At 76.5% G+C, this 22,707-nt stretch carries 20 protein-coding genes and 1 tRNA gene; 13 read left to right on the top strand and 8 right to left on the bottom strand.

Annotated features, from left to right (window positions below):
* Positions 1-252 precede the first annotated feature (252 nt).
* Both K1Y72_RS25195 and K1Y72_RS25190 read right to left on the bottom strand, forming a co-directional pair.
* Positions 253-648 carry a hypothetical protein gene (locus K1Y72_RS25195; RefSeq protein WP_220168929.1) on the bottom strand — a complete coding sequence of 132 codons (396 nt, stop codon included), beginning with the start codon at positions 646-648 and terminating at the stop codon, positions 253-255.
* Positions 635-829 carry a helix-turn-helix transcriptional regulator gene (locus K1Y72_RS25190; RefSeq protein WP_220168928.1) on the bottom strand — a complete coding sequence of 65 codons (195 nt, stop codon included), beginning with the start codon at positions 827-829 and terminating at the stop codon, positions 635-637. Before K1Y72_RS25190 ends, K1Y72_RS25195 begins: the two co-directional genes overlap by 14 nt.
* A 135-nt stretch (positions 830-964) precedes the next feature.
* On the opposite strand from K1Y72_RS25190, the gene K1Y72_RS25185 reads away from it, so the two are divergent.
* From K1Y72_RS25185 to K1Y72_RS25160, 6 genes are all read left to right on the top strand, one after another.
* Entirely contained in the window at positions 965-1,429 is a 465-nt protein-coding gene (locus tag K1Y72_RS25185) for a FluC/FEX family fluoride channel (RefSeq protein WP_258573630.1), read from the top strand.
* The gene (locus tag K1Y72_RS25180; protein WP_220168927.1) at positions 1,426-1,788 is read left to right on the top strand and encodes a fluoride efflux transporter FluC; all 363 of its coding nucleotides are present in this window, start codon (positions 1,426-1,428) and stop codon (positions 1,786-1,788) included. The genes K1Y72_RS25185 and K1Y72_RS25180 overlap by 4 nt, the downstream gene beginning before the upstream one ends.
* A gap of 60 nt (positions 1,789-1,848) precedes the next feature.
* A complete protein-coding gene (locus tag K1Y72_RS25175) occupies positions 1,849-2,838 on the top strand; it encodes an SDR family oxidoreductase (protein ID WP_220168926.1) in 990 nt (329 codons plus the stop codon).
* 143 nt (positions 2,839-2,981) lie between these two features.
* The gene (locus K1Y72_RS25170) at positions 2,982-3,569 is read left to right on the top strand and encodes a TetR/AcrR family transcriptional regulator (protein ID WP_220168925.1); all 588 of its coding nucleotides are present in this window, start codon (positions 2,982-2,984) and stop codon (positions 3,567-3,569) included.
* Positions 3,566-4,807: a cytochrome P450 gene (locus tag K1Y72_RS25165; RefSeq protein WP_220168924.1), complete on the top strand. Its 1,242-nt coding sequence runs from the start codon at positions 3,566-3,568 to the stop codon at positions 4,805-4,807. Before K1Y72_RS25170 ends, K1Y72_RS25165 begins: the two co-directional genes overlap by 4 nt.
* A 97-nt stretch (positions 4,808-4,904) precedes the next feature.
* Entirely contained in the window at positions 4,905-5,258 is a 354-nt protein-coding gene (locus tag K1Y72_RS25160) for a nuclear transport factor 2 family protein (RefSeq protein WP_220168923.1), read from the top strand.
* Between the two features lie 60 nt (positions 5,259-5,318).
* Here the strand turns inward: K1Y72_RS25160 and K1Y72_RS25155 are convergent, their stop codons facing one another.
* The gene (locus K1Y72_RS25155) at positions 5,319-5,681 is read right to left on the bottom strand and encodes a hypothetical protein (protein WP_220168922.1); all 363 of its coding nucleotides are present in this window, start codon (positions 5,679-5,681) and stop codon (positions 5,319-5,321) included.
* A 90-nt stretch (positions 5,682-5,771) separates the two neighbouring features.
* Between K1Y72_RS25155 and K1Y72_RS25150 the strand changes: the two genes are divergently transcribed.
* The 7 genes from K1Y72_RS25150 to K1Y72_RS25120 all read left to right on the top strand — a co-directional run bounded on the left by K1Y72_RS25150 (position 5,772) and on the right by K1Y72_RS25120 (position 12,985).
* Positions 5,772-6,290, top strand: a complete 519-nt coding sequence (locus K1Y72_RS25150) for a protein-tyrosine phosphatase family protein (protein ID WP_220168921.1) — start codon at positions 5,772-5,774, stop codon at positions 6,288-6,290.
* Between the two features lie 60 nt (positions 6,291-6,350).
* Positions 6,351-6,423 (top strand) — tRNA-Arg (locus K1Y72_RS25145).
* A 32-nt stretch (positions 6,424-6,455) separates the two neighbouring features.
* Positions 6,456-7,817: an SDR family NAD(P)-dependent oxidoreductase gene (locus K1Y72_RS25140; protein WP_220168920.1), complete on the top strand. Its 1,362-nt coding sequence runs from the start codon at positions 6,456-6,458 to the stop codon at positions 7,815-7,817.
* Positions 7,818-7,819: 2 nt separating this feature from the next.
* Positions 7,820-8,947, top strand: coding sequence for a leucine-rich repeat domain-containing protein (locus K1Y72_RS25135; RefSeq protein ID WP_220168919.1), 1,128 nt, complete (start codon positions 7,820-7,822; stop codon positions 8,945-8,947).
* Positions 8,944-10,614, top strand: coding sequence for an ankyrin repeat domain-containing protein (locus K1Y72_RS25130; RefSeq protein WP_220168918.1), 1,671 nt, complete (start codon positions 8,944-8,946; stop codon positions 10,612-10,614). The genes K1Y72_RS25135 and K1Y72_RS25130 overlap by 4 nt, the downstream gene beginning before the upstream one ends.
* Positions 10,611-11,777 (top strand): AAA family ATPase, encoded by a 1,167-nt coding sequence (locus K1Y72_RS25125; protein ID WP_220168917.1) that lies wholly within the window; start codon positions 10,611-10,613, stop codon positions 11,775-11,777. The genes K1Y72_RS25130 and K1Y72_RS25125 overlap by 4 nt, the downstream gene beginning before the upstream one ends.
* A gap of 8 nt (positions 11,778-11,785) precedes the next feature.
* Positions 11,786-12,985: a vWA domain-containing protein gene (locus K1Y72_RS25120; protein ID WP_220168916.1), complete on the top strand. Its 1,200-nt coding sequence runs from the start codon at positions 11,786-11,788 to the stop codon at positions 12,983-12,985.
* Between the two features lie 141 nt (positions 12,986-13,126).
* Here the strand turns inward: K1Y72_RS25120 and K1Y72_RS25115 are convergent, their stop codons facing one another.
* The 5 genes from K1Y72_RS25115 to K1Y72_RS25095 are packed head-to-tail and all read right to left on the bottom strand — an operon-like array spanning position 13,127 to position 22,625.
* Positions 13,127-15,043 carry a YehQ family protein gene (locus K1Y72_RS25115; RefSeq protein ID WP_220168915.1) on the bottom strand — a complete coding sequence of 639 codons (1,917 nt, stop codon included), beginning with the start codon at positions 15,041-15,043 and terminating at the stop codon, positions 13,127-13,129.
* The gene (locus tag K1Y72_RS37340; protein ID WP_220168914.1) at positions 15,040-16,197 is read right to left on the bottom strand and encodes a VWA domain-containing protein; all 1,158 of its coding nucleotides are present in this window, start codon (positions 16,195-16,197) and stop codon (positions 15,040-15,042) included. The genes K1Y72_RS25115 and K1Y72_RS37340 overlap by 4 nt, the downstream gene beginning before the upstream one ends.
* Positions 16,194-18,440: a DUF5682 family protein gene (locus K1Y72_RS25105; protein ID WP_220168913.1), complete on the bottom strand. Its 2,247-nt coding sequence runs from the start codon at positions 18,438-18,440 to the stop codon at positions 16,194-16,196. Before K1Y72_RS25105 ends, K1Y72_RS37340 begins: the two co-directional genes overlap by 4 nt.
* Positions 18,440-19,555: an ATP-binding protein gene (locus K1Y72_RS25100; protein ID WP_220168912.1), complete on the bottom strand. Its 1,116-nt coding sequence runs from the start codon at positions 19,553-19,555 to the stop codon at positions 18,440-18,442. Before K1Y72_RS25100 ends, K1Y72_RS25105 begins: the two co-directional genes overlap by 1 nt.
* Positions 19,542-22,625: a DUF4132 domain-containing protein gene (locus K1Y72_RS25095; protein ID WP_220168911.1), complete on the bottom strand. Its 3,084-nt coding sequence runs from the start codon at positions 22,623-22,625 to the stop codon at positions 19,542-19,544. Before K1Y72_RS25095 ends, K1Y72_RS25100 begins: the two co-directional genes overlap by 14 nt.
* Between the last annotated feature and the right edge of the window lie 82 nt (positions 22,626-22,707).

Raw genomic sequence — 22,707 nt, 5'->3', positions numbered from 1 at the left:
CTTCCCGGTGGCCCGCACTGCTTCCCCGGGGGACGACCCCCGGACCCCCGAGGTGCTCGCGCGCTAACGCGCACTGCGCCGGTACAGGTGCGGACCCCCGCACCTTCTCTTAGAACCCCCGTCGCCGTATTGCAGTCGCCTGCGGTCACGCTGGTGCGCATCGCGTCGATCGGCACCTCCCCAAGCGCTTCTCTCCCTTAACGGTTTGCGCGCCGGCGCGCACGATCCGCTTGGGGCGCGGGCGGTGCGGGGTCAGTTGCGGCGGGTGTAGTAGACGATCGAGGTGATGAAGGCGGCTCCGCCTACGGCGCAGATGGTGGCCCAGGCGCCGGGGTCGTCGCCTTGGGCGAGCTTGACGAACAGCATCGCGACGGCGACGACGACCAGGAGCTGGCCGGTGGCGGCGGAGGCGCGCAGGGCGATCAGGCGGCGGCGCTCGTCGCCCTCCTTGCCGCCGAGGAGGGCGACGGCCTCGCTGCGGCCGCCGAACAGCAGCAGGAACGCGCCGTAGGCGAGCATGACGCCGGCGCCGACCGCGGCCATCGCGGGCTCGTCGTTCAGCAGGAAGACCACCGCGTAGGCGGCGGCGAGCAGGACGCAGGTGGCGGGGACGAGCCAGCGTCCCCGGCCGATCTCACGGGTCGACATGGAAGACCTCCTCGACGACCTTGCCGAAATAGCGGGCCATGCGGATCGCGAGCGGGAGCGAGGGGTCGTAGCGGCCCTGCTCGATCGCATTGATCGTCTGCCGCGACACCCCGAGCGCCTCGCCGAGGGCCTGCTGGGACAGGCCCTTGCCCAGGCGCAGGTGGCGCACATCGTTGCGCATCCGTCCTCCCTACCTATGGAAAGTACGCTTTACATCGGAGGATGTCAAGGGTGCTTTACATGGGCGAGGCGTCGCGGGTGTGCGGGGGCGGCCTTCTAGCATGTCGGTCGTGCCTTCGGCCCTGAGGAGGAGCCCTTGTCCGAGCGCCGGGCGCCCATGGATCCCGATGTCGATCTGCACGTGCCGCGGCAGCGCGCCGAGATGGCGCGCGCGCCCTGGCCGACGCTCGGGGCGGTCTCGGCAGGCGGTGCGATCGGTGCTCTCGGCCGTTACGGGCTCGGGCAGGCGTTCCCGGCCGGGCCGGGCGCCTTCCCCTGGGCCACGTTCGCGATCAATGTCTCGGGGTGCCTGCTCATCGGGGTGCTGATGGCCGTGCTCGCGGTGCGGAACGCGCATCCGCTGGTCCGCCCGTTCCTCGGCGTCGGGGTGCTGGGCGGCTACACCACGTTCTCGACCTACGTGGTGGACGTGCAGCGCATCGCGGGCCTCGGGAGGCCCGGTGTCGCGCTGGCCTACCTGGTGGCGACGCCGGTCTGCGCGCTCGTCGCCGTGTACGCCGGGGTGCGCGGGACGCGGCGCCTCGTCGGGGAGGCGCGGTGACGGTCCTGCTCGTGGTGCTCGGGGCCGCGGTCGGCGCGCCGCTCCGCTACCTCACCGACCGGGCGGTGCAGGCGCGCAACGGCACGACGTTCCCGTGGGGCACCTTCACCGCCAACGTGATCGGCTGTGCCGTGCTCGGCTTCCTGGCGGCCTGGCCGGTCGGGGGCGGGGTGAGCGAGCTGGCGTCGGTCGGGTTCTGCGGCGCGCTCACGACCTACTCCACCTTCGGCTACGAGACGCTGCGCCTGGCCGAGGAGGGCGAGCGGCTCTCCCCGCTGTTCAACGTGGTGGCCTCGATCGGCGCCGGGCTCGGCGCGGCGTCGGTGGGCGCGCTGCTCGCCGGTCTCGTCCACGGCTGACGTTTGCCCGCCGCCGCGGGGGTAGAGCGCTCCACGGACATCACGGACGAGGAGGCCGACATGACGGTGGTCGTGACCGGCGCGAGCGGCGGCATCGGGCGGGCGACGGCGCGCGCCTTCGGGGCCCGCGGCGCCAAGGTCGCCCTGATCGCGCGCGGCGAGGCCGGCCTGGAGGCCGCCGCCGACGAGGTGCGGGCGGCGGGCGGGGCGGCGCTCGCGCTGCCCGTGGACGTCGCCGACTTCGCGGCCGTCCAGGCGGCGGCGCGGCGGGCCGAGGCGGAGTTCGGGCCGATCGAGGTGTGGGTCAACGTCGCGTTCAGCTCGGTGTTCGGGGAGTTCACCAGCATCGACCCGGAGGAGTTCAAGCGGGTCACCGAGGTGAGCTACCTCGGTTACGTGCACGGGACGCGGGTGGCGCTGGACCTGATGCTGCCGCGCGACCGGGGCGTGATCGTGCAGACGGGGTCGGCGCTCGCCAAGCGCGGCATCCCGCTCCAGTCCGCCTACTGCGGCGCCAAGCACGCGATCCAGGGCTTCCACGAGTCGCTGCGCACCGAGCTGCTGCACAAGGGCAGCAACGTGAAGGTGACGATGGTGCACATGCCGGCGGTCAACACGCCGCAGTTCGGCTGGGTGGCGTCGAAGCTGCCGCAGAAGGCGCAGCCGGTCCCGCCGATCTATCAGCCGGAGGTCGCCGCGCGGGCGCTGGTGTACGCCGCCGACCATCCGGGCAAGCGCGAGTACTGGGTGGGCGCGAGCACGGTCGGCACGCTGCTGGCCAACCGCGTCGCGCCGGGCGTGCTGGACCGCTACCTGGCCCGGACGGGCTACAAGTCGCAGCAGACCGGCGAGCCGCGCGACCCCGACCAGCCCGCGAACCTGTGGGAGCCCGCCGACGGCAAGGACGGCCGCGACTTCGGCGCCCACGGGACGTTCGACGACAAGGCCCACGACCGCAACCCGCAGTTCTGGGCCGTCCGGCACAAGAAGGCCCTGACCGCCGCCGGCGTCGCTGCCGCCCTCGCGGGGGCCCGCGCCCTCACCCGCTAAGCGGTCCTTTCCCACGGCACCGCGCGGCTCCGGCCGCGCGGTGCCGTTGTCGTGTGCGGTGCCGGGCCGGATGCGGCCAGGCGGTGGCCGCAGCGCCGCTCCAATCGTACGTTTGGTCCATCCAAACGATCGATTGGACAGCCGTGGCCGCCAGCACCCGTCAGCGGATCATCAGCGAGGCGCTGCGCCTGTTCGCCGAGAAGGGGTACGCGGCGACGTCGATCGGCGCCATCGAGAAGGCGGCGGGGCTGTCCCCGCGCTCGGGCGCCCTCTACACCCACTTCGCCTCCAAGGAGAAGGTGATGGCGGCGGCGGTGGACGACGCCGTGCGGCTCGCCGAGTCCGGTTTCGCGCTGGCGCCGATGCTGCCGCTCGGCGACCTGCGGGCGGAGCTGACGCTGGTGGCCCGCGCGTCGCTGGCGCTGATGGACAACTGGCGCGACCTGATCAGGGTCATGACGAAGGAGTGCGACCTGTTCCCGGCCGTCATGGCCGACGCCCGCACCCGCCTGTTCGCCCCCTCGCACGCCTTCCTCGCGGAGTGGCTGGCGACGAGGGCGCCCGGGGCGGGGTTCGACTTCGAGGCGCTCGCGGTGATCTGGCTGGGCGCCCTGGAGAACTACTGGCTGACCCGCGAGCTGCACGGCGGCCCGCTCCTCGGGATGGACGAGGAGCGGTTCGTGCGCCAGTGGGTCGCCACCCTGACGCACGTCCTGGGAGGGACGCGATGACCCCGATCCGGTTCGACCTCAACTCCCCCGAAGTGATCGCCGACCCCTACCCCCACTACGCCCGGCTGCGCGAGGACGCGCCCGTCCACCACGACCGCGAGCTGGACCTCTGGGTGCTCAGCCGGCACGACGACGTGGCGGCGGCGGTGCGCGACCACGCGCGGTTCTCCTCCGAGTCCGGCGGCCCCTGGTCGGACCTGTCGGCCAACCCGTTCAACCCCTCGACGAGGGTGCCCGCGCCGGTGGCCGCGGCCGTCGAGCGCCTGCTCTCGCCCCGCGTCCTGCTGACCAGCGACCCGCCCGACCACACCGAGCTGCGCCGCAAGGTCGCGCCCGCCTTCACCCCGCGCCGGATCGCGGCCTGGGAGCCGCGCGTCCGGGAGATCACCGAGGGGCTGCTCGGCGGCGCGGCGGCGCGGGACGGGCGGATCGACCTGGTGCGCGCGCTGGCCGCGCCGCTGCCGAGCATGGTGATCGCCGAGATGATGGGCGTGCCGCCCGGTCGGCGGGACCGGTTCCGGCGCTGGTCCGACGAGGCGGTCGACGGCCTGCTCGCCCACGGATCCCTGCTCCGGACGCTGCACGGCACGGCCATGATGTCGGCGCACTTCGCCGCGGCGGTGCGGCGGCGGCGCCGCGACCCGCGCGACGACCTGATCGGCCTGCTCGTCGCGGGCGGGGACGAGGCGCCGCTCAGCACCGGCGAGCTCGTCACGTTCTGCGTCCTGCTGCTGGTCGCCGGCAACGAGACCACGACCAACCTGATCTCCAACACGGTGCTGGCGCTGCTGGAGAACCCCGACGCGCTGGAGGCGGTGCGGGCCGATCCGGGCCTCGCCGGCGCCGCCGTGGAGGAGACCCTGCGCTACGACGGCCCGGCGCAGGGGCTGCTGCGGATCGCCAAGGCCGACGCCCGTTTCGGCGACGTCACGATCCCGGCGGGGAGCCGGGTGCTGCTGCTCATCGCCTCGGCGAACCGCGACCCGAGGCGCCATCCCGATCCCGACGCCTTCCGCCTCGACCGCGGGCGGGCCGACCATCTGGCCTTCGGCACCGGCGTCCACTACTGCATCGGGCACGCGCTCGCCCGCCTGGAGAGCACGGTGGCGATCGAGTCGCTGTTCCGGCTCGGCCTGGCGCCGCGCCTCGCGGGGCGGCCCGGACGGCTCGACAGCCCGGTGCTGCGCGGGCTGCGCACCCTCCCGCTGGCGCTGGAGCGGGTTCCGGCGGGCCGCTGACCGGCAGCGAAATTGTCCGATCACGCGGATATCCGCGAAGTTTTTCCTTCGTCCGCTATAAGCATTTCGCCTGTGTTGTCTCGGACAATCAGGGCTCATGGCCACACCGCGCGAGATCGTGCTCGCCTACTACGACGCCGTGGACGCCGGGGACAACGAGGCGCTGCTGGCGATGTTCCACCCCGAGGCCGTCTACCGCCGCGGCGGCTACCCGCCCATCGAGGGCGCGGCCGCCCTGCGGCACTTCTACGAGAACGTGCGGATCATCGCCAAGGGCGAGCACGCCGTCGACTCGGCCGTCTGGCAGGGCGAGCACGTGGCCGCGCGCGGCACGTTCCGCGGCCTGTCGCGCGACGACGAGGACCTGTCGGCCGAGTGGGCCGACTTCTTCACCTTCGAGGACGGGCTGATCCGCCACCGGACCACCTACTTCTTCGCCCCCGGCGTGTGAGCAACGGGAACGGCCCCGCCCTCTGGTGAGGACGGGGCCGTTCCCGGGGTGCTGCCGAGGTCAGCGTCCGATGCCGGCCTTGGCCTTGGCGGCCTGCTTGCGCGCGGCACCGGCGCCCTGGACGGCGGCGCCGGCCCCGGCGCTGCCCAGCGCCTTGACCTTGCGGGTCGCCTTGGTCCAGCGGCTCTGCTTGGCGCGGGCGTGGCGGCGCCACGCCCACACGGCGGCGGCCCCGGCGGCCACCCCCGCGAGCCCGGCGCCGGAACCGGCGGCGGCCTTCACGGACGGGCGGCGCTTGCCCTGCTCGACGGCGTCGAGGTTGTCCTTGGTGCGTTCGGCGTCGACGTGCAGTGCGTCCGGCGTGGTCTGCGGAGTCCCCAGTCCGGCCGTCGCACCGGTGGTCGGGGTCGTCTCGATGGCCATGGCGTCCCTCCCAGGTCTTGTGTTCTCGGCCAGACAACGCCATACCCTCCGATCTACCCTCAAACATGGAGTGAACGGAAGGTGGTGAGCATGCGGACCGAGGGCCGTGGAGCGCCGGACGCGGACGCGCCCTGGAACGAGATCGTCCCGGGGCTCTGGATGGGCGGCCACCACTACCGCGACGCCACCGGCGCCCGCGCCGCCGCCGTGCCGGACGCCCGCTTCGACCTCGTGCTCAGCCTCTACGAGCGCGCCGGGCACGGCCCGGACCCGGGCGTGGAGCACCACTGCACGGTGATCCCCGACGACCCGCTCACCCCTGCGCAGATCCAGGTCGTCCTGGACATGGCCGAGCGCGCCGCGCACGCCGTCCGCGGCGGGCGGCAGGTGCTGGTGCGCTGCCACTCGGGCTACAACCGCTCCGGCCTGGTCGTCGCGCACGCGCTCACGCTGCTCGGGCACGACGCCGCGGACGCGATCTTCCTGGTGCGCTACCGGCGGTCCAGGTGGGCCCTGAACAACCGGACGTTCGAGGAGTACCTGACGGCCGGCCTGGACGTCGCCCACCTCCTCACCGGCCTGGAGGAGCAGCCGCCGGCGGCGACCTAGCCGGGCCTTGTTGGATCTTGGTGCGGAATGTCGGGGTGGTCCGCTAGTGTCTGGCGCGGCAGGACCGTAGCGCAGAGGTCGTCGCGCCTTGGCTGCGAGCTGGAGGACGCCGGTTCGAATCCGGTCGGTCCTGCCCCTACACGTTCCGCTCGATCAGGGAGTGCAGTGCCGCCGCCGGACCCCGCAGACCTGGAGACCTGTCTGCGGGTGCTGGAGCAGGCGCGCGCCGCCGATCCCGACGATCCGCACTGGCGGCCGGTGCACGAGGCGCTGACGCGGGTGTTCCAGTCGGCCCGCAAGGCGCGCCGCGCGCAGCGCAAGGCCGCGCGCCGCGAGGAGGACCTCGCCGCGATGGCCGCGACGGCGCGGTTCGCCGAGCAGGACCCCGGCCCCGAGATCGCCGCGCCCGCCGGGCCGGACGGCGACGGCGGCGCGGTGCTGTCGTCGGCGCGCCGCTGCTACGTGTGCAAGGTGTTCTACCGGCGCCTGGACGCCGACTACCACGCCCTCTGCCCCGAGTGCGCGCGCGAGAACCGCGAGCGCCGGCACGCGCGCTGCGACCTGCGCGGCCGGACGGCGCTGGTCACCGGCGGCCGCATCAAGATCGGGTTCCAGCTCGCGCTGAAGCTGCTGCGCGACGGCGCCGAGGTCATGGTCACCACCCGCTACCCGCGCGACGCCGCCCGCCGGTTCGCCGCCGTCCCCGACCATCCCGACTGGCTGCACCGGCTGTCGGTGCACGGCGTGGACCTGCTGGACATGCCGGGCGTCGCCGGGCTGCTCGGCGCCGCCCACGCGCGGTTCGACCACCTGGACGTCCTGGTCAACAACGCCGCGCAGACGATCCGCCGTCCCGCCGCCTACCACCGGCAGGTCCGCGCCGATGAGGCGCTGCCGCTGGAGGGCGCCGCCGCCCGCGTCGCGCTCGCCGCGCCCGCCCCGCCCGTCGACGTCGGTGCGCTGCCCGTCCTCGCGCCCGCCGACGACGCGCTGTTCCCGGCGGGCCGCACCGACGAGACCGGCGAGCCCCTGGACCTGCGCGACCGCAACTCCTGGACGCTGCGCCTGCACGAGGTGGACGCCGGCGAGTGGCTGGAGACCCAGCTCGTCAACGCGTTCGCGCCGTTCCTGCTGACGTCGCGGCTGCGCGGCCTGCTGGAGGCGTCGCCGTTCCCCGACCGGTACGTGGTGCAGGTGTCGGCGATGGAGGGCAGCTTCTCGCGCGAGAACAAGACCGTCCGCCACCCGCACACCAACATGGCCAAGGCGTCGCTGAACATGCTGACGCGCACGTCGGCCGCCGACTACGCCGCCGCCGGCATCCACATGACCAGCGTCGACACCGGCTGGGTGACCGACGAGCGCCCGCACCCGGGCAAGCAGGCCGAGCGCGCCGCCGGGTTCCGGCCGCCGCTGGACGTGATCGACGGCGCGGCGCGGGTGTACGACCCGATCGTGCGCGGCGTCGCGGGCGGCGAGCGGCTGTCCGGCCTGTTCCTGAAGGACTACCGACCGGTGGAGTGGTGACCATGGAGCCGACCCCCGTCCGCTGCCCGGCGATCGCGTACCCGGACGTGCCCGCCGCCGACCCGGCCGCGCTCGCGCCGCTGCTCGCCCGCCTCGCCGGCGACCGCCCGGTGGCGGCCGACGAGGCGTTCCCGCTCGGGACGCTGCGCGCCGACGGCCGCCTGGACCTGTGCAAGCAGGGCCTCGGCCCCGGCGGCCTGGCCCGGCTGCTGCCCGCCGCCGTCGCGTCCCCGCACGCCGCGCACCTGCTGCTCGGCACGAACGCGATCGGCACCGAGGGCGCCCGGACGCTCGCGGCGGGCCTGCCCGCCGGGCACGGCCTGCGCACCCTCTACCTCGGCTGCAACCGCATCGACGCCGAGGGCGCCGCCGCGCTCGGCGAGACGCTGGCGGCCGACACGACCGTCCGGGCGCTCTGGCTGAAGCGCAACCCGGTCGGCGACGAGGGCGCCGCCGCGCTCGCGGCGATGCTGCGCCGCAACACCGCGATCCGCACCCTCGACCTGGTCAACACCGGTGTCGGCCTCGCCGGGCTGCGCGCCCTGCTGGACGCCGCCGCCGGGCGCGAGGCGCCGCTGGAGCGGCTGTTCCTCGGCGGCAACGGCCTCGGACCCGAGGCCGCCGACCTGCTCGCCGCGCTGGTCCGCGACGGCGGCGTCCGCGAGCTGTACCTGCCCGCCAACCACCTCGGCGACGGCGGCGCGGCCGTCCTCGCGGCCGCCGCCGACCCGGCGCGCCCGATCCGCCTCGGCCTCGGCGGCAACGGCATCGGCCCGGACGGGGCGCGGGCGCTCGCCGCCGCGCTCCCCGGCATCGAGGCGCTCGACCTCGGCCGCCCTCCGTCGGAGCGCACGCTCGGCGCGCCCGGCAACGCCACCGGCGACGAGGGCGCCGCGCTGCTCGCCGCGGCGCTGCCCGGCAGCCCGCTGCGGAGGCTGGAGCTGCGCCACTCGGGCATCACCGGGCGCGGCGCCAAGACGCTCCTCGCCCGCACGCGCGGCAGCCGCCTGGAGTACGTCGGGCTCGGGCCGGGCGTGCCGCGCCGCGTCAAGCGCGGCTTCGCCGAGGTGCTGCGGCCCGCCGGCGCCCCCCACCCCGACCTGCACGCGATCGGGAGCATCTACCGATGACCCCGCCGGCAGCACCTCCGTCCAACCTGGCGCCCGACGAGCGCGCCGACTGGCTGCGCGTCCGCCGCTACGCCGTGCCCGCCTGGATGATCGAGCGGGCGACCGAGCGCCGCCTGGCGGGCGACTGGCGCGGCGCGTGCGCCGCCGCCGACGTCGAGGTCCGCGTCGACCTCGCCGCGCTGCCGCCCGCGGCGGCCGCCGCCCTGGAGGACGACCTCGCGCACTTCGCCCCCGACCTGCTGCGCTGGCACCTGCCGCGCGTGCTGGAGGGGCGGTCCACGATCACCACCCACAACGCGCTGAAGCTGCGCGAGGACGAGCACGGCGTCCTGTACGTCACCACGCCGGTGATGGTGGACGGGCCGCAGCGCCTCGTCCTCCGTCACGACCGCGCGATGGTCGAGAAGGCGCCCGGCGGCCGGATGGAGCTCCACCACGCCGACTGGTCGGGCCTGCGGTACCGGTGGGACGTCCGCGCGATCGACGGCGTCCGCGGCGGCGAGTCCCGGACACCGTACTTCGACGCCGCCGGCGAACCGGTGCCGCCGCCCGCCGCTCCCCCGTCCGGCGGGGTGGAGCTGGTGGAGTGGACGACGCTGCTGAACGAGCGCGGCGACCTGCGAGGCGCGCTGGAGGCCGTCGGGCTGGCGGTCCCCGACCCGGCGGGCTTCGACACGTCCGCGCCCTGGGGGTCGCACACCGCCCGCGAGATCGCCCCCGTGACGCCGATCGACTTCCCGCTCCTGGCGCGAACGGGCCTCGGCTGCGTCGACCTCGGCGGCGGCCTGTACCTGAAGGTCCGGGACGGCCGGGCCGTGGCCGTCGACTGGAACGACCTCGACGGCGTCCCCCACCTCGACAGCTCCGCGTGGCGCCGCTCCCCCGACCTGGACCTGCTGCGGTCGGGCCTGCTGTCCCCCGAGGAACTGCACCCGCTGGTGCGCGCCGGAATGTTCCCCGCGCGCGGCGAGGCGGACGGGCCGGTCGGCCCGCGCACCGATCCCGTCCCGCCCTCCCCCGTGCGGGTGCGCTGCCAGGGCGGCTGGCACGAGGTGGCGTTCCGCGACGGCGCGCTGGCCGTCCCGCACACCGCCGAGGAGATCAGGCGGGAGCGGGCGCTCGGCGCGTTCGGCGGCAAGGTCGCGGGCTGCTTCGCCGTCCGCACCGCCGTCGAGACCGGCGAGGGACGGCTGCCGAAGGCGCTGCGCGCGCAGATGCGCGAGCTGTACCTGCGCGCCCAGCACGGCGACACGCCCGCCGTGCTCGCGCTGCTGGACGCCGGCGTCCCGCCGGTGCTGCGCGACGGCCGCCGCCGCACGCTGCTGCACCACCTGCACATGCTCGACCACGAGCGGCTGCTGCCCCGGCTGCTGGACGCCGGCCTCGACATCGACGTCGAGGACGGCAACGGCCGCACCCCGCTGCATATGGCCGTCGGCGACTACGGGTCGGAGGAGCTGGTGCGGGCGCTGGTCGAGCGCGGCGCCCGCATCGACACCGTCGACAACGACGACGTGTCCCTGGCGTACCTGATCCGCCAGCACAAGCGCACCGAGCTGGAGTGGCTGCGCGACCGGGTCGAGAAGGAGCACCCCGGCGTCGGCTACGAGTACGAGTACTGGGGCGACGACGAAGACGGCGAGGACGAGGACGGGGAGGACGCGTGAGCGACGCGCTCGCCGCCGCCGACGAGCTGAACCGGCGGGCCCGCGCCTGGCGCTCGGAGCCCGCCCGCAGCACCCAGCTGGAGGCGCTGGCGCTCGCGGTCGCCGCGAACCTGCCGGTGCTGCTGTGGGGCGAGCCCGGCATCGGCAAGTCGGCGGGCATGGAGCGGCTGGCCGAGCGGCTCGGGGTGCCGCTGGAGACGGTCATCGCGAGCGTGCACGAGCCGTCCGACTTCGCCGGGCTGCCGATCATCGGGGACGATCCGGCGGCGACCGGCGTGCCGATGGCGCCGCCGGACTGGGCGGTGCGGGTCGCGGCCGCCGGGCGCGGCCTGGTCTTCTTCGACGAGCTGTCGTCGGCGCCGCCCGCCGTGCAGGCCGCGCTGCTGCGCGTCGTCCTGGAGCGCCGCGTCGGCAGCCTCACGCTGCCGGGCCCGGTGCGGATCGTGGCGGCGGCGAACCCGCCGTCCAGCGCCGCCGACGGCTGGCACCTCAGCCCGCCGCTCGCCAACCGGTTCGTGCACCTGCACTGGACGCACGACCCGCGCACCGTCGCGCGCGGCCTCGCCGGGACGTGGCCCGAGCTGTCCGTCCCGGTCGTGGACCCGGCGCGGGCGGGCGGCGCCGTCGCGCGCGCCCGGGGCGCGATCTCGGGGTTCCTGACGGCGCGGCCGGGCCTGGTGCACCACATGCCGGCCGACGCCGAGGCGCGCGGCGGCGCGTGGCCGTCGCCGCGCAGCTGGGAGATGGCGCTGCGGCTGCTGGCCGCCGGGTACGCCACCGGCTCCGCCGGCGAGGCGGTGTCGGCGGCGGTCGTCGGCGCGGTCGGCGACGGCGCGGGCCTGGAGCTGCTGTCCTACCTGGAGGAGCTGGACCTGCCCGACCCCGACAAGGTCCTCGCCGACCCGGCGCGGTTCGCGCTGCCCGAGCGCGGCGACCGGCAGCTGGCGTTCCTGACGGCGGTCGTGTCGGCCGTGCAGGGCGACCTCACGCGGCGCCGCTGGGAGGCGGGCTGGGTGGTGCTCGCCAAGGCGGTCGACGCGGGCGTCCCGGACGTCGCGGCGCGCGCCGCCGCCGACCTCGCGGCGCTGCGCGAGCCGGACTGGCCGGTGCCCGAGGGCATCGACGGGTTCGTGGAACTGCTCCAGCTGTCCGGCGCGCTGTAGGGGCGGCAATGCCCGCTCCCGGTGAGCCCGCGCCCGGCGCGCCCGCGCTCGACCGCACCAAGCTGCTCGCCGCCCGGTTCAAGGCCGCGGGCGACCGCCCCTACCTGGCGTCGGCGCTGTACTCGCTGACGGTCGTGCCGACCGCCGCCGTCCCGACGATGGGCGTGGACCGGTACTGGCGCTGCTACGTCTCCCCCGCGTTCGTGGACGCCACGCCGGTGGAGGAGCTGGCGGGGGTGTGGATCCACGAGGTCGCGCACCTGCTGCGCGACCACCACGGGCGCGCGTCGCGGCTGCCGGCCGCCGACCAGCGCGACCGTGCCCGCCTCAACCTCGCGCAGGACTGCGAGATCAACGACGACCTGCTCGCCGACCGGCTGCGGCTGCCCGCCTCGCGGGTCGTGCCCGGCGACTTCGGGCTGCCCACCGGGCGCCTGTTCGAGGAGTACCTGGCGGGCGTCCCGCCGCAGCCGCACCCGCACGACTGCGGGTCGGGCGCGCACGGCGTCCCGGCCCCGTGGGAGCTGCCGGGTCGGGGCGGGGCGGCGTCGGTCGGGGACGTCGAGGCGGCGGCGCTGCGGCGCGCGACGGCCGAGGCGATGCGCGCGCACGAGCGGTCGCGCGGGACGCTGCCGGGCGGCTGGAAGCGGTGGGCCGAGCAGGTCCTGGAGCCGGTCGTGGACTGGCGGCGGGTGCTGGCGGGCGCGGTCCGCGAGGCCGTCGCGTGGGCGGGCGGCGCCGTCGACTACACCTACCGGCGGCCGTCGCGCCGCACGCCCGCGCTGCGCGGCGTGGTGCTGCCGAGCCTGCGGCGGCCGCTGCCGCGCGTCGCGATCGTCATCGACACCTCGGGGTCGATGGGCGACGACGAGCTCGGCGCCGCACTCGCCGAGGTGACGGGCGTGCTCCGCGAGGTCGGGGTGGGCGCGAACCGGGTGAGCGTGCTGGCCTGCGACGCCGACGTGCAGGCCGTCAGCCGGGTGACGTCGGCCGGCCAGGTGGAGCTCGGCGGGGGCGGCGGCACCGACATGCGCGTCGGGATCGCGCGGGCGCTGGCGTCCCGCGAGCGGCCGCAGGTCGTCATCGTGCTGACCGACGGGTTCACGCCGTGGCCGCACGAGCCGCAGACGTGCCGCCTCATCGCCGGCCTGGTCGGCGAGGACCCGCCGAACCCGCCCGGCTGGGTGGAGACGGTCCGCGTCCGCTGACGCGGGCGGCGCGTCAGCAGCGTCCGCTGCATTCGGCCCACCGCTCGAAGAGCTCCAGCGCCACGACCACCAGCGCCAGGGCGAGGACGGACAGCCCGGCGAGGGCGAGCAGGAGGCGGCGCGGCATCGGGTGTCCTCGGATCAGCGGAGGTCGGCGGTCGTGGTGAGGCGGATCTGCGCGTCGGTCCAGCGGCGGGCGGCCTCCTCCTCGTCGTCCAGGGCGTGGACGAAGGCGCGGACGGCGCCGGCGGCGGCGCGCAGGCCCGTCGCGTCGAGGGCGGCGGCGGCGCGCTCGGCGCGGGGCGCGAAACCGGCGGGCAGGTGGCGCAGGCCGTGGTGGGCGGCGTCCGCGCACACCTCCAGGGCCTCGTCGAGGGCGGCGCCGATCGGGTCGGGCGGGGCGGGGACGGCGCGGTCGGTGATCGCGGCGGCGGTGCCGGCGGCCAGGTCGGGGACCTGGAGCCCGGCGGAGGTGAGGACGGCGTAGGGGGTGACGTGCAGCGTCCCCTGCGAGCGCCGCACCGCGCCGGACACGTGGGTGGCGCCGTCGCCGAGCGCGGCGGCGAGGCGGTCCAGCGCGGCCGGGGCGACGGGGCTGTGGACGGCGTGCAGGGCGGCGGGGGTGCCGTGCCCGTCGCGGACGACGGCCGAGAGCGCCTGGCCGCCGGGGTCGTAGCGGACGTCCTCCACGGCGGCGACGCGCAGCACGTGGACGTTGTCGGCGTCCACCCGGGGCCGCACGAGGCGCGGCGGCAGCGCGGCGATCCGCTCGCCGAGCGCGGCGAAGTCGCCGGTGAGCAGCGGCGCGGGCAGGTCCTCCCAGGCGCGGCCGAGGGGGGTGACGGTGGTGCGGGCGATCCGGCCCGGCGACAGGCGGACGTGGTGGCGCGCGCTGCGGGACGCGCTCTCCGACACCACGTTGGAGGCGGCGAGCGCCCGCAGCGCCGCCCCGGCGACGCGGCGCCCGCCGATGTCGGCGGCGGGCTCGGGCCACTGGCGGTGCAGCACCAGGACGGTGCCCGCGCCGTCGGCGAGCAGCACCCGCGCCTCGGGCCGTTCGGGGGTGCCGCCGACGCGGCAGCCGAGCGCGGTGAGGCGGACGCGGCGGAGCGGCGTCTCGCCCGCCTCGGCGGTGCCGAGGACGGCCGAGCGGGGGCTGCCGCCGGCGTGGGCGGCGGCGCGGTGCCGGGCGTGCAGCTCGGCGATCAGCTCGGCGGTGCGGGCCGGGTCGTGGCGGGCGGCGCGGTCGTCGTGGGCGGCGAGCTGGTCGGCGAGGTCGGCGGCGACGGCGGCGGGCCAGTGCAGGCCGCGGGCGGCGAGGGCCTTCTCGGCGGTGCCGAGCGCGGCGGCGAGGACGGGCCCGGCGTGCGCGGCCCCGTCCAGCAGCAGCCGCTCGGCGAGGTCGAGGACGCCCGCCATGTCGTCGCGGCCGGTACGGCCTTCGCCGCCGACGTCTAGGACGGCGTCGCCGAGGCCGCGCTCGTCGGCGGCGCGGAACGCCCAGACGGCGAGGACGATCACCTCGCCGCGCCGGGTGTCGCCGGCGTCGGTGTGGACGTAGCCGAGCTCGCCGGGGACGAGGAACCGGACCGTGCAGGCGGGCAGCTCCGCCCACGCCTGCCCGTCGGGGCCGGGCCGGTGCACGCGGGCGGCGTACCCGGCGCGCAGGGTGCGGTGGGCGGCGGCGAGGGCGCGGGCGCCGACGACGGCGGCGAGCGCGTCGTCGTCGAACGCGCCGGGCGACCACGGCGCGGCGTCCTGCGGCGGCTCGGGCTCGGCGCCGGCGCCCTGGCGCTGGTAGGCCAGGACGGCGCCGATGCGGTGGCGGCAGACGCCGGAAGCGCCGCAGGTGCAGGTGGCGGCCTCCAGGCCGGCGCCGGCGGGCAGGGCGGCGCGGGCGCCGTCGGGGAACGCGGCGCGCACGGTGCCGTCGGCGTCGCTCTCCAGGGCGGGGACGGTGCCGGCGTCCAGGTCCTTGGCGGCGCGCTTGACCAGGCCCCGGTTGGCGAGGGCGGCGAGCGCGTCGGGGGTGAGGGCGAGCAGGTCGGCGCGGGTCACCGGCCGATCCTCTCGGCGACGAACTCGGCGAGGTGGGCGGGCGTCATCGCGCCGACGTGCGCGCCGGCGGCGACGAGGCGCCGCCCCATCTCGCGGTCGTAGTCGGGTTCGGCGTCGGCGTCCAGGGCGGCGAGGCCGAGCACCTGCACGCCCTGCGCGGCCATCTCCCGCACGTCGCGGACGAGGGCCTCGGCGTCGCCGCCCTCGTAGAAGTCGCTGACGACGACGACGATGGCGCGGCGCGGGTTGTCGATCAGGCCGCAGCCGTAGCGGACGGCGCGGGCGATGTCGGTGCCGCCGCCGAGCTGGACCTTCATGAGCAGCTCCACCGGGTCGACGACGTCGGAGGTGAGGTCGACGACGGCGGTGTCGAAGGCGACCAGGTGGGTGCGCAGGCCCGGCAGGCTCCACAGGCACGCCGCCGTCACCGCGCTGTGGATGACCGACCCGACCATGGACCCGGACTGGTCGACCAGCAGGATGAGCTGCCACTGCTCCAGGTGGCGGCGGGTGCGGGCGAGGAAGCGCGGCCGCTCGATGTAGAGGCGCCGCTCGTCGGGGCGGTAGTGGGCGAGGTTGGCGCGGATCGTGCCCTTGAAGTCGAAGTCGCGGGCCTGCTTGCGGTGGCTCGGGCGGCGGGTGCGGGTGCCGTGGAACGCCTGGCGGACCTCCACGCGCAGCCGGTCCATCAGGTCGCGGACGACGTGCTCGACGATGCGGCGGGCGAGCGCGAGGACCTCGGGGTTCATCAGGTGCTTGGTGCGCAGCACGGCGCGCAGCAGCGCGGCGTCGGGCTCGGCGCGCTCCAGCACCGCCGGGTCGGTGACGATCTCGTGGATCTCGTAGCGCTCGACGGCGTCGCGCTCCAGCCGCTCGACGGTCTCCTTGGGGAACAGCCGGTGCACCTCGTCCAGCCAGTCGACGGGGGTGAGCTGCGACGGGCCGTCCCCGCCGGTGCGCGGGCCGGTGCGGCGGACGCCGCGGCCGTCGGCGTCGGCGTCGCGGCCGTAGAGCCAGTCCAGGGCGGCGTCGCGGGCGGCGCCGGCGGCGGACGGGGCGCCGGTGCGGCTCTCGGCGGCGTCGCCGAGGATGAGCCGCCAGCGCTCCAGATCGGGAGTGGGCGCGTCGGGGGTGGGCGCGTCGGGGGTGGTCACAGCAGGCCCTCCTCGGCCAGGACGGCGGCGGCGCGCTCCTCCAGGGCGCGGCCCCGGGCGACGGCGAGCGGGTCGGGCGCGCCGCGCAGCAGGGCGCGGCCGGAGCCGGCGGCGCCGCGGCGCTCCAGCAGGCGGCGGGCGATCGTCTCGCGCTCGCGCGGCGGGAAGTGGTGGAACGCCTGCCGCAGCGCGGGCAGCGCGATCAGGAAGTCGGCCTCGGTGAGGCCGCCGACCAGCTCGTCCAGGACGCCGAGGACGCCGGGCCCGCCGGTGAGGACCTGCTCGCGGGCGACGGCGAACAGCCCCGCGAGCCAGTCGCCGAGCGTCCGCGCGTCGGCGGCGCCCCGCACGGCGCGCTCCGGATCGTCGGCGGCGTCGAACGCCCAGCCGAGGCCGAACGCGGCGCCGCGCAGGTCGGGCGGCGCGTCCGGGTCGGCGCTGATGCGGGCGGCGACGCCGAGGGCGTCCTCGCGGGCGACGGTGAGGACGGGCGCGGCGTGGCGGAGCGCGTCGCGAATGGCGGCGACGGCGGCCAGGCGCTTCGGCTCGGCGGGCGCGGCGCCGCCGCGCGTCCCCTCGGCGAGCCAGAGCAGGCGGGTGACCGCGCCGTCGATGACGGCGGCGAACAGCGGGCTCCCGGCGGTGCCGAGGACGGCGTCGTGGCGCCAGAGGCCGAGGACGGTGGCGAGGGCGGCGCCGAGGCCGCCGAAGTCGGTGGCGGCGGCGATGCCGCCGCCGAGGAGGGCGGCGATGCGGCCGGACACGCCGGTACAGCCGGCGCGCGCGGCGGCGTCCAGGACCGCGGCGAGGGCGGCCATGTCGTGCCCGGCGGCGAGGGCGCGCTCCTCCAGGGCGGCGGTGGCGGCGTCGGCGAGGGTCGCGCCGTAGGCGCCGGCCTCGATCAGCGCGGAGTCGCGGGCGTCGTCGCCGGCGAGCGTCCAGCCCTCCTCGGTGTAGGTGGCCGAGGTGGGGGTGGCGCCGGGGACGCCGAGGACGCGGAGGCGGTGCAGGGTGCGGCTGCGCTCCAGATCCTTCGGCCGGGTGAGGCGCAGCGTGCGGGGGCCGGGGGTGTCGAGGCCGAGGCGCTCCAGCTCGGCGGCCGCGTCGTGCACGAGCGGCGGGGCGGGGGTGCCGGGCGCGAGGCGGCCGGCGCGGTCGCCGCTCAGCGCGCCGACCATCTCGACGACGGCCGGGTGCGCGCCGGGGCCGAGCGGGGCGCGGGCGCTCCAGGGGAGCCGCTGGGCGAGGTCCTCGTTGACGAGCGCGGCGGCGAGGCCGTCCAGCAGGTCGGCGCGGGCGGGCGCGGCGTGGCCGCGCATCCGGGCGAGGCCCTCGGTGAGGGTGCGGGCGGCGATGAGGTCGGACGTCGACACCACCTGCTTGCGGCGGCGCAGCCGGGTCGCGACGAGCTCGGTGAGGGCGTCGGCGGCGGCCTGCGGGCCGCCCTCCCAGAGTCGCTGGTAGTACTCCGGCGACGGCATCCCCGACTGGTAGCCGGTGAAGGCGTCCAGGCGCTTGAAGGAGTACGGCACGAGGTAGCTGCCGTGCCGGGCGCCGCCGGCGGGGGCGGGCACCTCCGGCCAGCCGTCCGCGCCGTCGCCGGGCGCTGCGGTGAGGGCGCGGAGGGCGGGGGTGTGGAAGCCGCCGGTGACCACGACGACGTGGCGGTCGCCGGCGTCGGCGGCGGCCGCGCGGATCCAGCGGGCCATGTAGCGCTCGCGCTCGGCGTCGTCCTCGCCGGCTTCGGACTCGCCGCGCACGAGGTCGAAGTAGGCGGTGAGGCGCTCGGCGAGGCCGTCGTCCCCGGCGACCTCGACGAGGTGGTCCCACAGGGCGTCGCTGTTGTCGACGGCGAGCTCCTCGCAGAGGCGGCGGGTGGCCTCGGCGTAGCGCTCCTCGGCGTCGCTGTAGCGGTTGCCGCGGTCGGCGAACGCGGGATGCCAGGCGGGCAGGTCGATGAAGCGGACCTCCGCGCCGGCGGCGCGGCCCTCGGTGAGCGCGACCCACTCGGGCGAGTAGGCGCAGAACGGCGTCCAGGACGCGTGCGTCCGGTCCCCGTCCCTGTGGTGGGTGAAGATGGCCAACGGGAGGGTGTGGGCGAGGAGCAGCTCGTCCAGCCGATCGGTGAAGTCGGCGGGGCCCTCGATGAGGACGTGCGCGGGCCGCAGCCGGGCGATCGCGGCGCGGACGAGCCGGGCGCACGCGGGGCTGTGGTGGCGGACGCCGACGAAGGTGACGGGCATCAGCCGGGCAGCCGGTGCCGGGCGGCGTGCAGCGCCTTCCACTGGGCGCCGTCGCGGCGCGACGCCTGCTGCTCCAGGTAGCGGCGGAGCTTGGCGAGGTCGTCGGGGCTGTCCTTGGCGGCGGTGCCGGCGAGGCTCTCCACGATGTCGGCGGCGGTGCCGGCCTCGCCGCGCAGGAACCAGCCGCGGACGCCGACGGCGTGCGCGACCGACACGGCCTCGGCGGTGCTGAGGACGGCCTGCGGCCGGTCCATCGCCTGGCCCTGCGCGGTGCGGCCCTCGCGCAGCTCGCGGAACGTCGTGACGAGCACCTCCAGCACGTCGCGGCGGGGCGGGACGCCGACGCCGGAGTGCTCCAGCAGCCGGGCCGCCTCGGCCTCCACGAGCTCCAGCTCGGTGGCGAAGTCGGCGATGGGGAAGACGGTCTCGAAGTTGAAGCGGCGCTTCAGCGCGGCGCTCATCTCGTTGACGCCGCGGTCGCGGGTGTTGGCCGTCGCGATGATGTTGAAGCCGTCGCGGGCGAAGACCATGGCGTCGGGGCCGGTCAGCTCGGGGACGGCGAGGACGCGGTCCGACAGCGGCGACAGCAGCGTGTCCTGCACCTCCAGCGGGCAGCGGGTGATCTCCTCGAAGCGGACGACCTTGCCGTCCGCCATGCCGCGCAGCAGCGGCGCGGGCACCAGGGAGCGGGGCGAGGGGCCCTCGGCGACGAGCAGCGCGTAGTTCCAGGAGTAGCGGATCTGGTCCTCGGTGGTGGCGGCGCCGCCCTGGATCGTGAGGGTGGAGTCGCCGCTGACGGCGGCGGCGATGAGCTCCGACAGCAGCGACTTGGCGGTGCCGGGCTCGCCGACGAGCATCAGGCCGCGGCTCGTGGCGAGGGTGACCAGGGCGCGGTCGACCAGCGAGGGGTCGCCGACGAACTTGCGGGCGACGTCGCGGGCGGGGTCGCCGACGATGAAGCGGCGCGCGGCCTCCAGGCTGAGCGCCCAGCCCGGCGGGCGGGGCGCGGTGTCGGTGTCGCGCAGGCGCGCCAGCTCGGCGGCGAACCGCACCTCGGCGGGCGGCCGCTGCGCCTCCCGCGCGGCGTCGGCGGGCGGGGCGTCAGGATGCGGCATCGGCCAGTCCGTTCAGGTCGAGGAGGATCTCCGAGGCGGTGACGGCGTCCAGGTCGCCGAAGGTGTGCGGGCCGTCGCGGAACCAGTGGTACTCGTCGTACGCGTCGGTGATCCACACCTCGGTGAGGGTCTGGTCGGGGTCCATCATGACGTTGCCGACGGTGATGCCCGGCGACAGGGCGACCATGAGGTGCAGGCCGCCGGGCAGGTCGCGGTGGACGCCGAACTCGGTGCCGTTGTCCTGCGGGGCGGCGCGCTTCCAGCCGCGCTTGACGAGGGCGAGGACGCGGCCGGTCGGGACGGTGACGTTCTCGAAGGCGGCCAGGCGGCGGGCGGCGCGCTGCTCGCCGGTGAGGGCGCGGACGGGGCGGGCGAGCTGCTCGAACGGCTGGAGGATCTCGTAGTCGGCGAGCAGCTCGGACCAGGCGGCCAGGTCGGCGCCGAGGTGCAGCGGGTGGGCGACGGCGACGCGGGCGTCGTCCGGGAGAGCGAAGGGGTCGTCGCGGACGTCGGCGAGCGTGCCGTCCTCGGCGATGCGGAACGCCGTCGCGGTCCCGTCGTCCTCGGCGAGCCAGACGAGGCGGCGGGCGAGGTGGCCGGTCAGGGGGTGGCGGGCGATGAAGCGGTCGAAGTCGGGTGCGGACCAGCGGCGTCCGGTCGTCATGGCCAGCTCCATGCGCTGGATCTGGATGGCGGCGGTGGCGCGCAGGTCCTTCTTGAGGTCGGCGAAGCGGCGGTGCGCGGCGGGGGCCTTCTCCGGGTCGTCCTTGGCGCCGGGCTTGGGCAGCGCCTTGCGGACCTTGCCCGCCTCGTCGACGACGTAGGGCTTGAGCTGCTCGTCGACGCCGATGGTGAAGCGGCGGGGGCCGTAGTCGAGGGTGCGGTCGTCCAGGCCGTAGGCGGGGACGAGGCGGTCGGCGAGCTCCTCGCCGGTGAGGCCGAGGCCGTGCGCGACGTCCTCCATCTTCTCGGCGGCGCGCTGCTTGATGGCCTTGAACTTCGCCCGCTGCGCGACGGTGTTGAGCTGCCCCAGCGCGGTGTCGGTGCCGATGCGGGCGAGGACGTCCAGGCCCTTCACCGCCTTGGCGTGGCCGTTGTCGCCGGGCCAGGCGTGGACGGACGGGGTGAGCAGCCGCGCGGTCTCGTCGTCGCCGAACGCGCCGAGCGCGAGCAGCGCCCACGATCCCGGGCTCGGCTCGCCGCCCGACTGCCACTGGCCGAACAGCGCCCAGGTCAGGCGGGTGAGGGAGGCGGGCTCGAACACCTCGCGGATCCGCTCGACGCGGCCGTCGTCCAGGGCGATGAGGGTGACCAGGTGCGGGACGAGGGCGGCGGGCAGGGCGGTGCCGGTGGCGCGCAGGACCGCCTGGGGCAGCGCTTCCGGGTGCAGCCACGGGCCGAGGACGGGCATCTTGCGTTCGGTGAGGAGGCTGGAGTCGAAGGCGAAGGACGCCGCGACCGCCTCGCGGTGCTCCCCCGCCGCTTCGGCGACCTCGTCGGCGCCGTGCTCGGCGGCGAGGGCGCGCAGCAGGGCGTCGGCCTTGCGGCGCTTCGGGCCGGGCTTGGCGAGCGCGTCCTTCAGCAGGTAGGGGACGGCGGCCAGGCCGTGGCGCCGCAGCCAGGCGGCGGCCGTGGCGTCGTCGGGGCCGCGGGCGGCCATGGCGGCGGCGACCCGGACGTCGAGGAAGGGCACGAGCGCCCCGGCGTCCCAGCGGGCCATCGGCAGCAGGAAGGGGAGGGCGTCGGCCTCGAAGCGGGCGGCGAGGACCTTGTACGTGGGGCCGAAATCGCCGTAGTAGCGCCAGGGGTGGGGGTGCCGGTTCCATTCCTTCAGCACCGGACGCACCAGCTCGTCCGGCGCGAGCAGCAGGACGGCGGCGTCGTCCTGGACGGCGTAGGAGTGGCTGCCTCGGCGGACGTCGTCGACCTGCCGCCGCCATTCGGGCGTGACCTCGGTGGCGCGCAGTGCGTCGGTGGAGTCGCTCGCGGCGTCGTAGGGCCGCCCGGTGCTCTTCGCGACCATCGACCCGACCGAGCGTCCGACGGGGGCGTTCAGCCACCCGGCCCGCTCGCCCTCGGCCCAGGCGGCGACCGGAGCGGGCGCCTTGAGCCTGGGGACGACGACGGGTTCGGGGCGGGGCTCCTGTCCGGGCGGCGTCGCGAGGAAGCCGGGCACGTCGGCCGGGGCGGCGTCGGGGACGCGCGGGACGTCCAGCAAGGCGCGTTCGCGCTGGAGGAGGTCGAGGATCGCGCTGCCGCCGCCGCTGCGCAGCGCGGCGGCGAACTCCGGGAGGCGCTCGGGGACGCGGCGCAGCGCGGCGAGCACGGGCGTCCGCATGTAGGACCGGCCCGCGCGCTCGGCGAGGGCGAGCAGCGCGCGGTCGCCGGGGATGCGGCCGAGCGCCAGGCCGAGGGCCCGGCCCGCGTCGTCCCAGATGGGTCCGTCCAGCAGCCGGGCGAAGTGGGCGGCGAGGGCGTCGCCGCCGACGCCGTCCGCCAGCGTTCCCAGGATGACGCGGTCCAGGAGGTCGTCCTGTTCGAGACTGACGCCGTCCAGGTGCTCGGGGGCGCCGAGGGAGCAGAGGGCGAGGACGCGCAGCGGGTTGTGCTGGGTCCACATCGACCTTCGTGCCAGGTCGGCGGCGGCCCAGTCGTGCCGGGTGGGGACCAGGAAGCCCGTCACCAGGTCGCCGAGCTCCGAGCCGCGCAGCGGGGCGAGGAGGTCGATCGCGCGGGCGTACTCGTCGTCGCCGGTGGCGGCGAGGAACGCGCGGAGGCGGCTGAGGGCGTCGAGGTCCTTGTGCCGCAGCCCGTTCGTGGAACCGGGCCGGGCCGGGTCGGTGCGGCCGGCCAGTCCGGCGACCGAGGCCGCTGCGGCGGCGGGACCGCGGCGGGCGACGAGGCCGTCCACCAGCGTCCGCCACCCGTCCGGCTCGCCGTACAGGCGCAGGGCGGCGGCGCCGTCGCCGTCGTCGGGCAGGGCGCGGGCGAGCCGCTCGGCGGCGTCGGGGGCGACGGCGAGGGCGGGGCCGGGGGCGCCGCCGCGGCGGGGGATGAACTCCAGGATCACGGTGATCACGGTAGTGGGGGCGGCCGACAGAATTCCGGTACGTCTCGTTCGTCCTGAACGCGAGGACGGTGGCCTCCCACGC

Source organism: Actinomadura parmotrematis, from assembly GCF_019458805.1.
Classification (GTDB): Bacteria; Actinomycetota; Actinomycetes; order Streptosporangiales; family Streptosporangiaceae; genus Spirillospora; species Spirillospora parmotrematis.
Note: the sequence above shows the minus strand (reverse complement) of the source record. Positions and strands in the feature narration are given on the sequence as shown.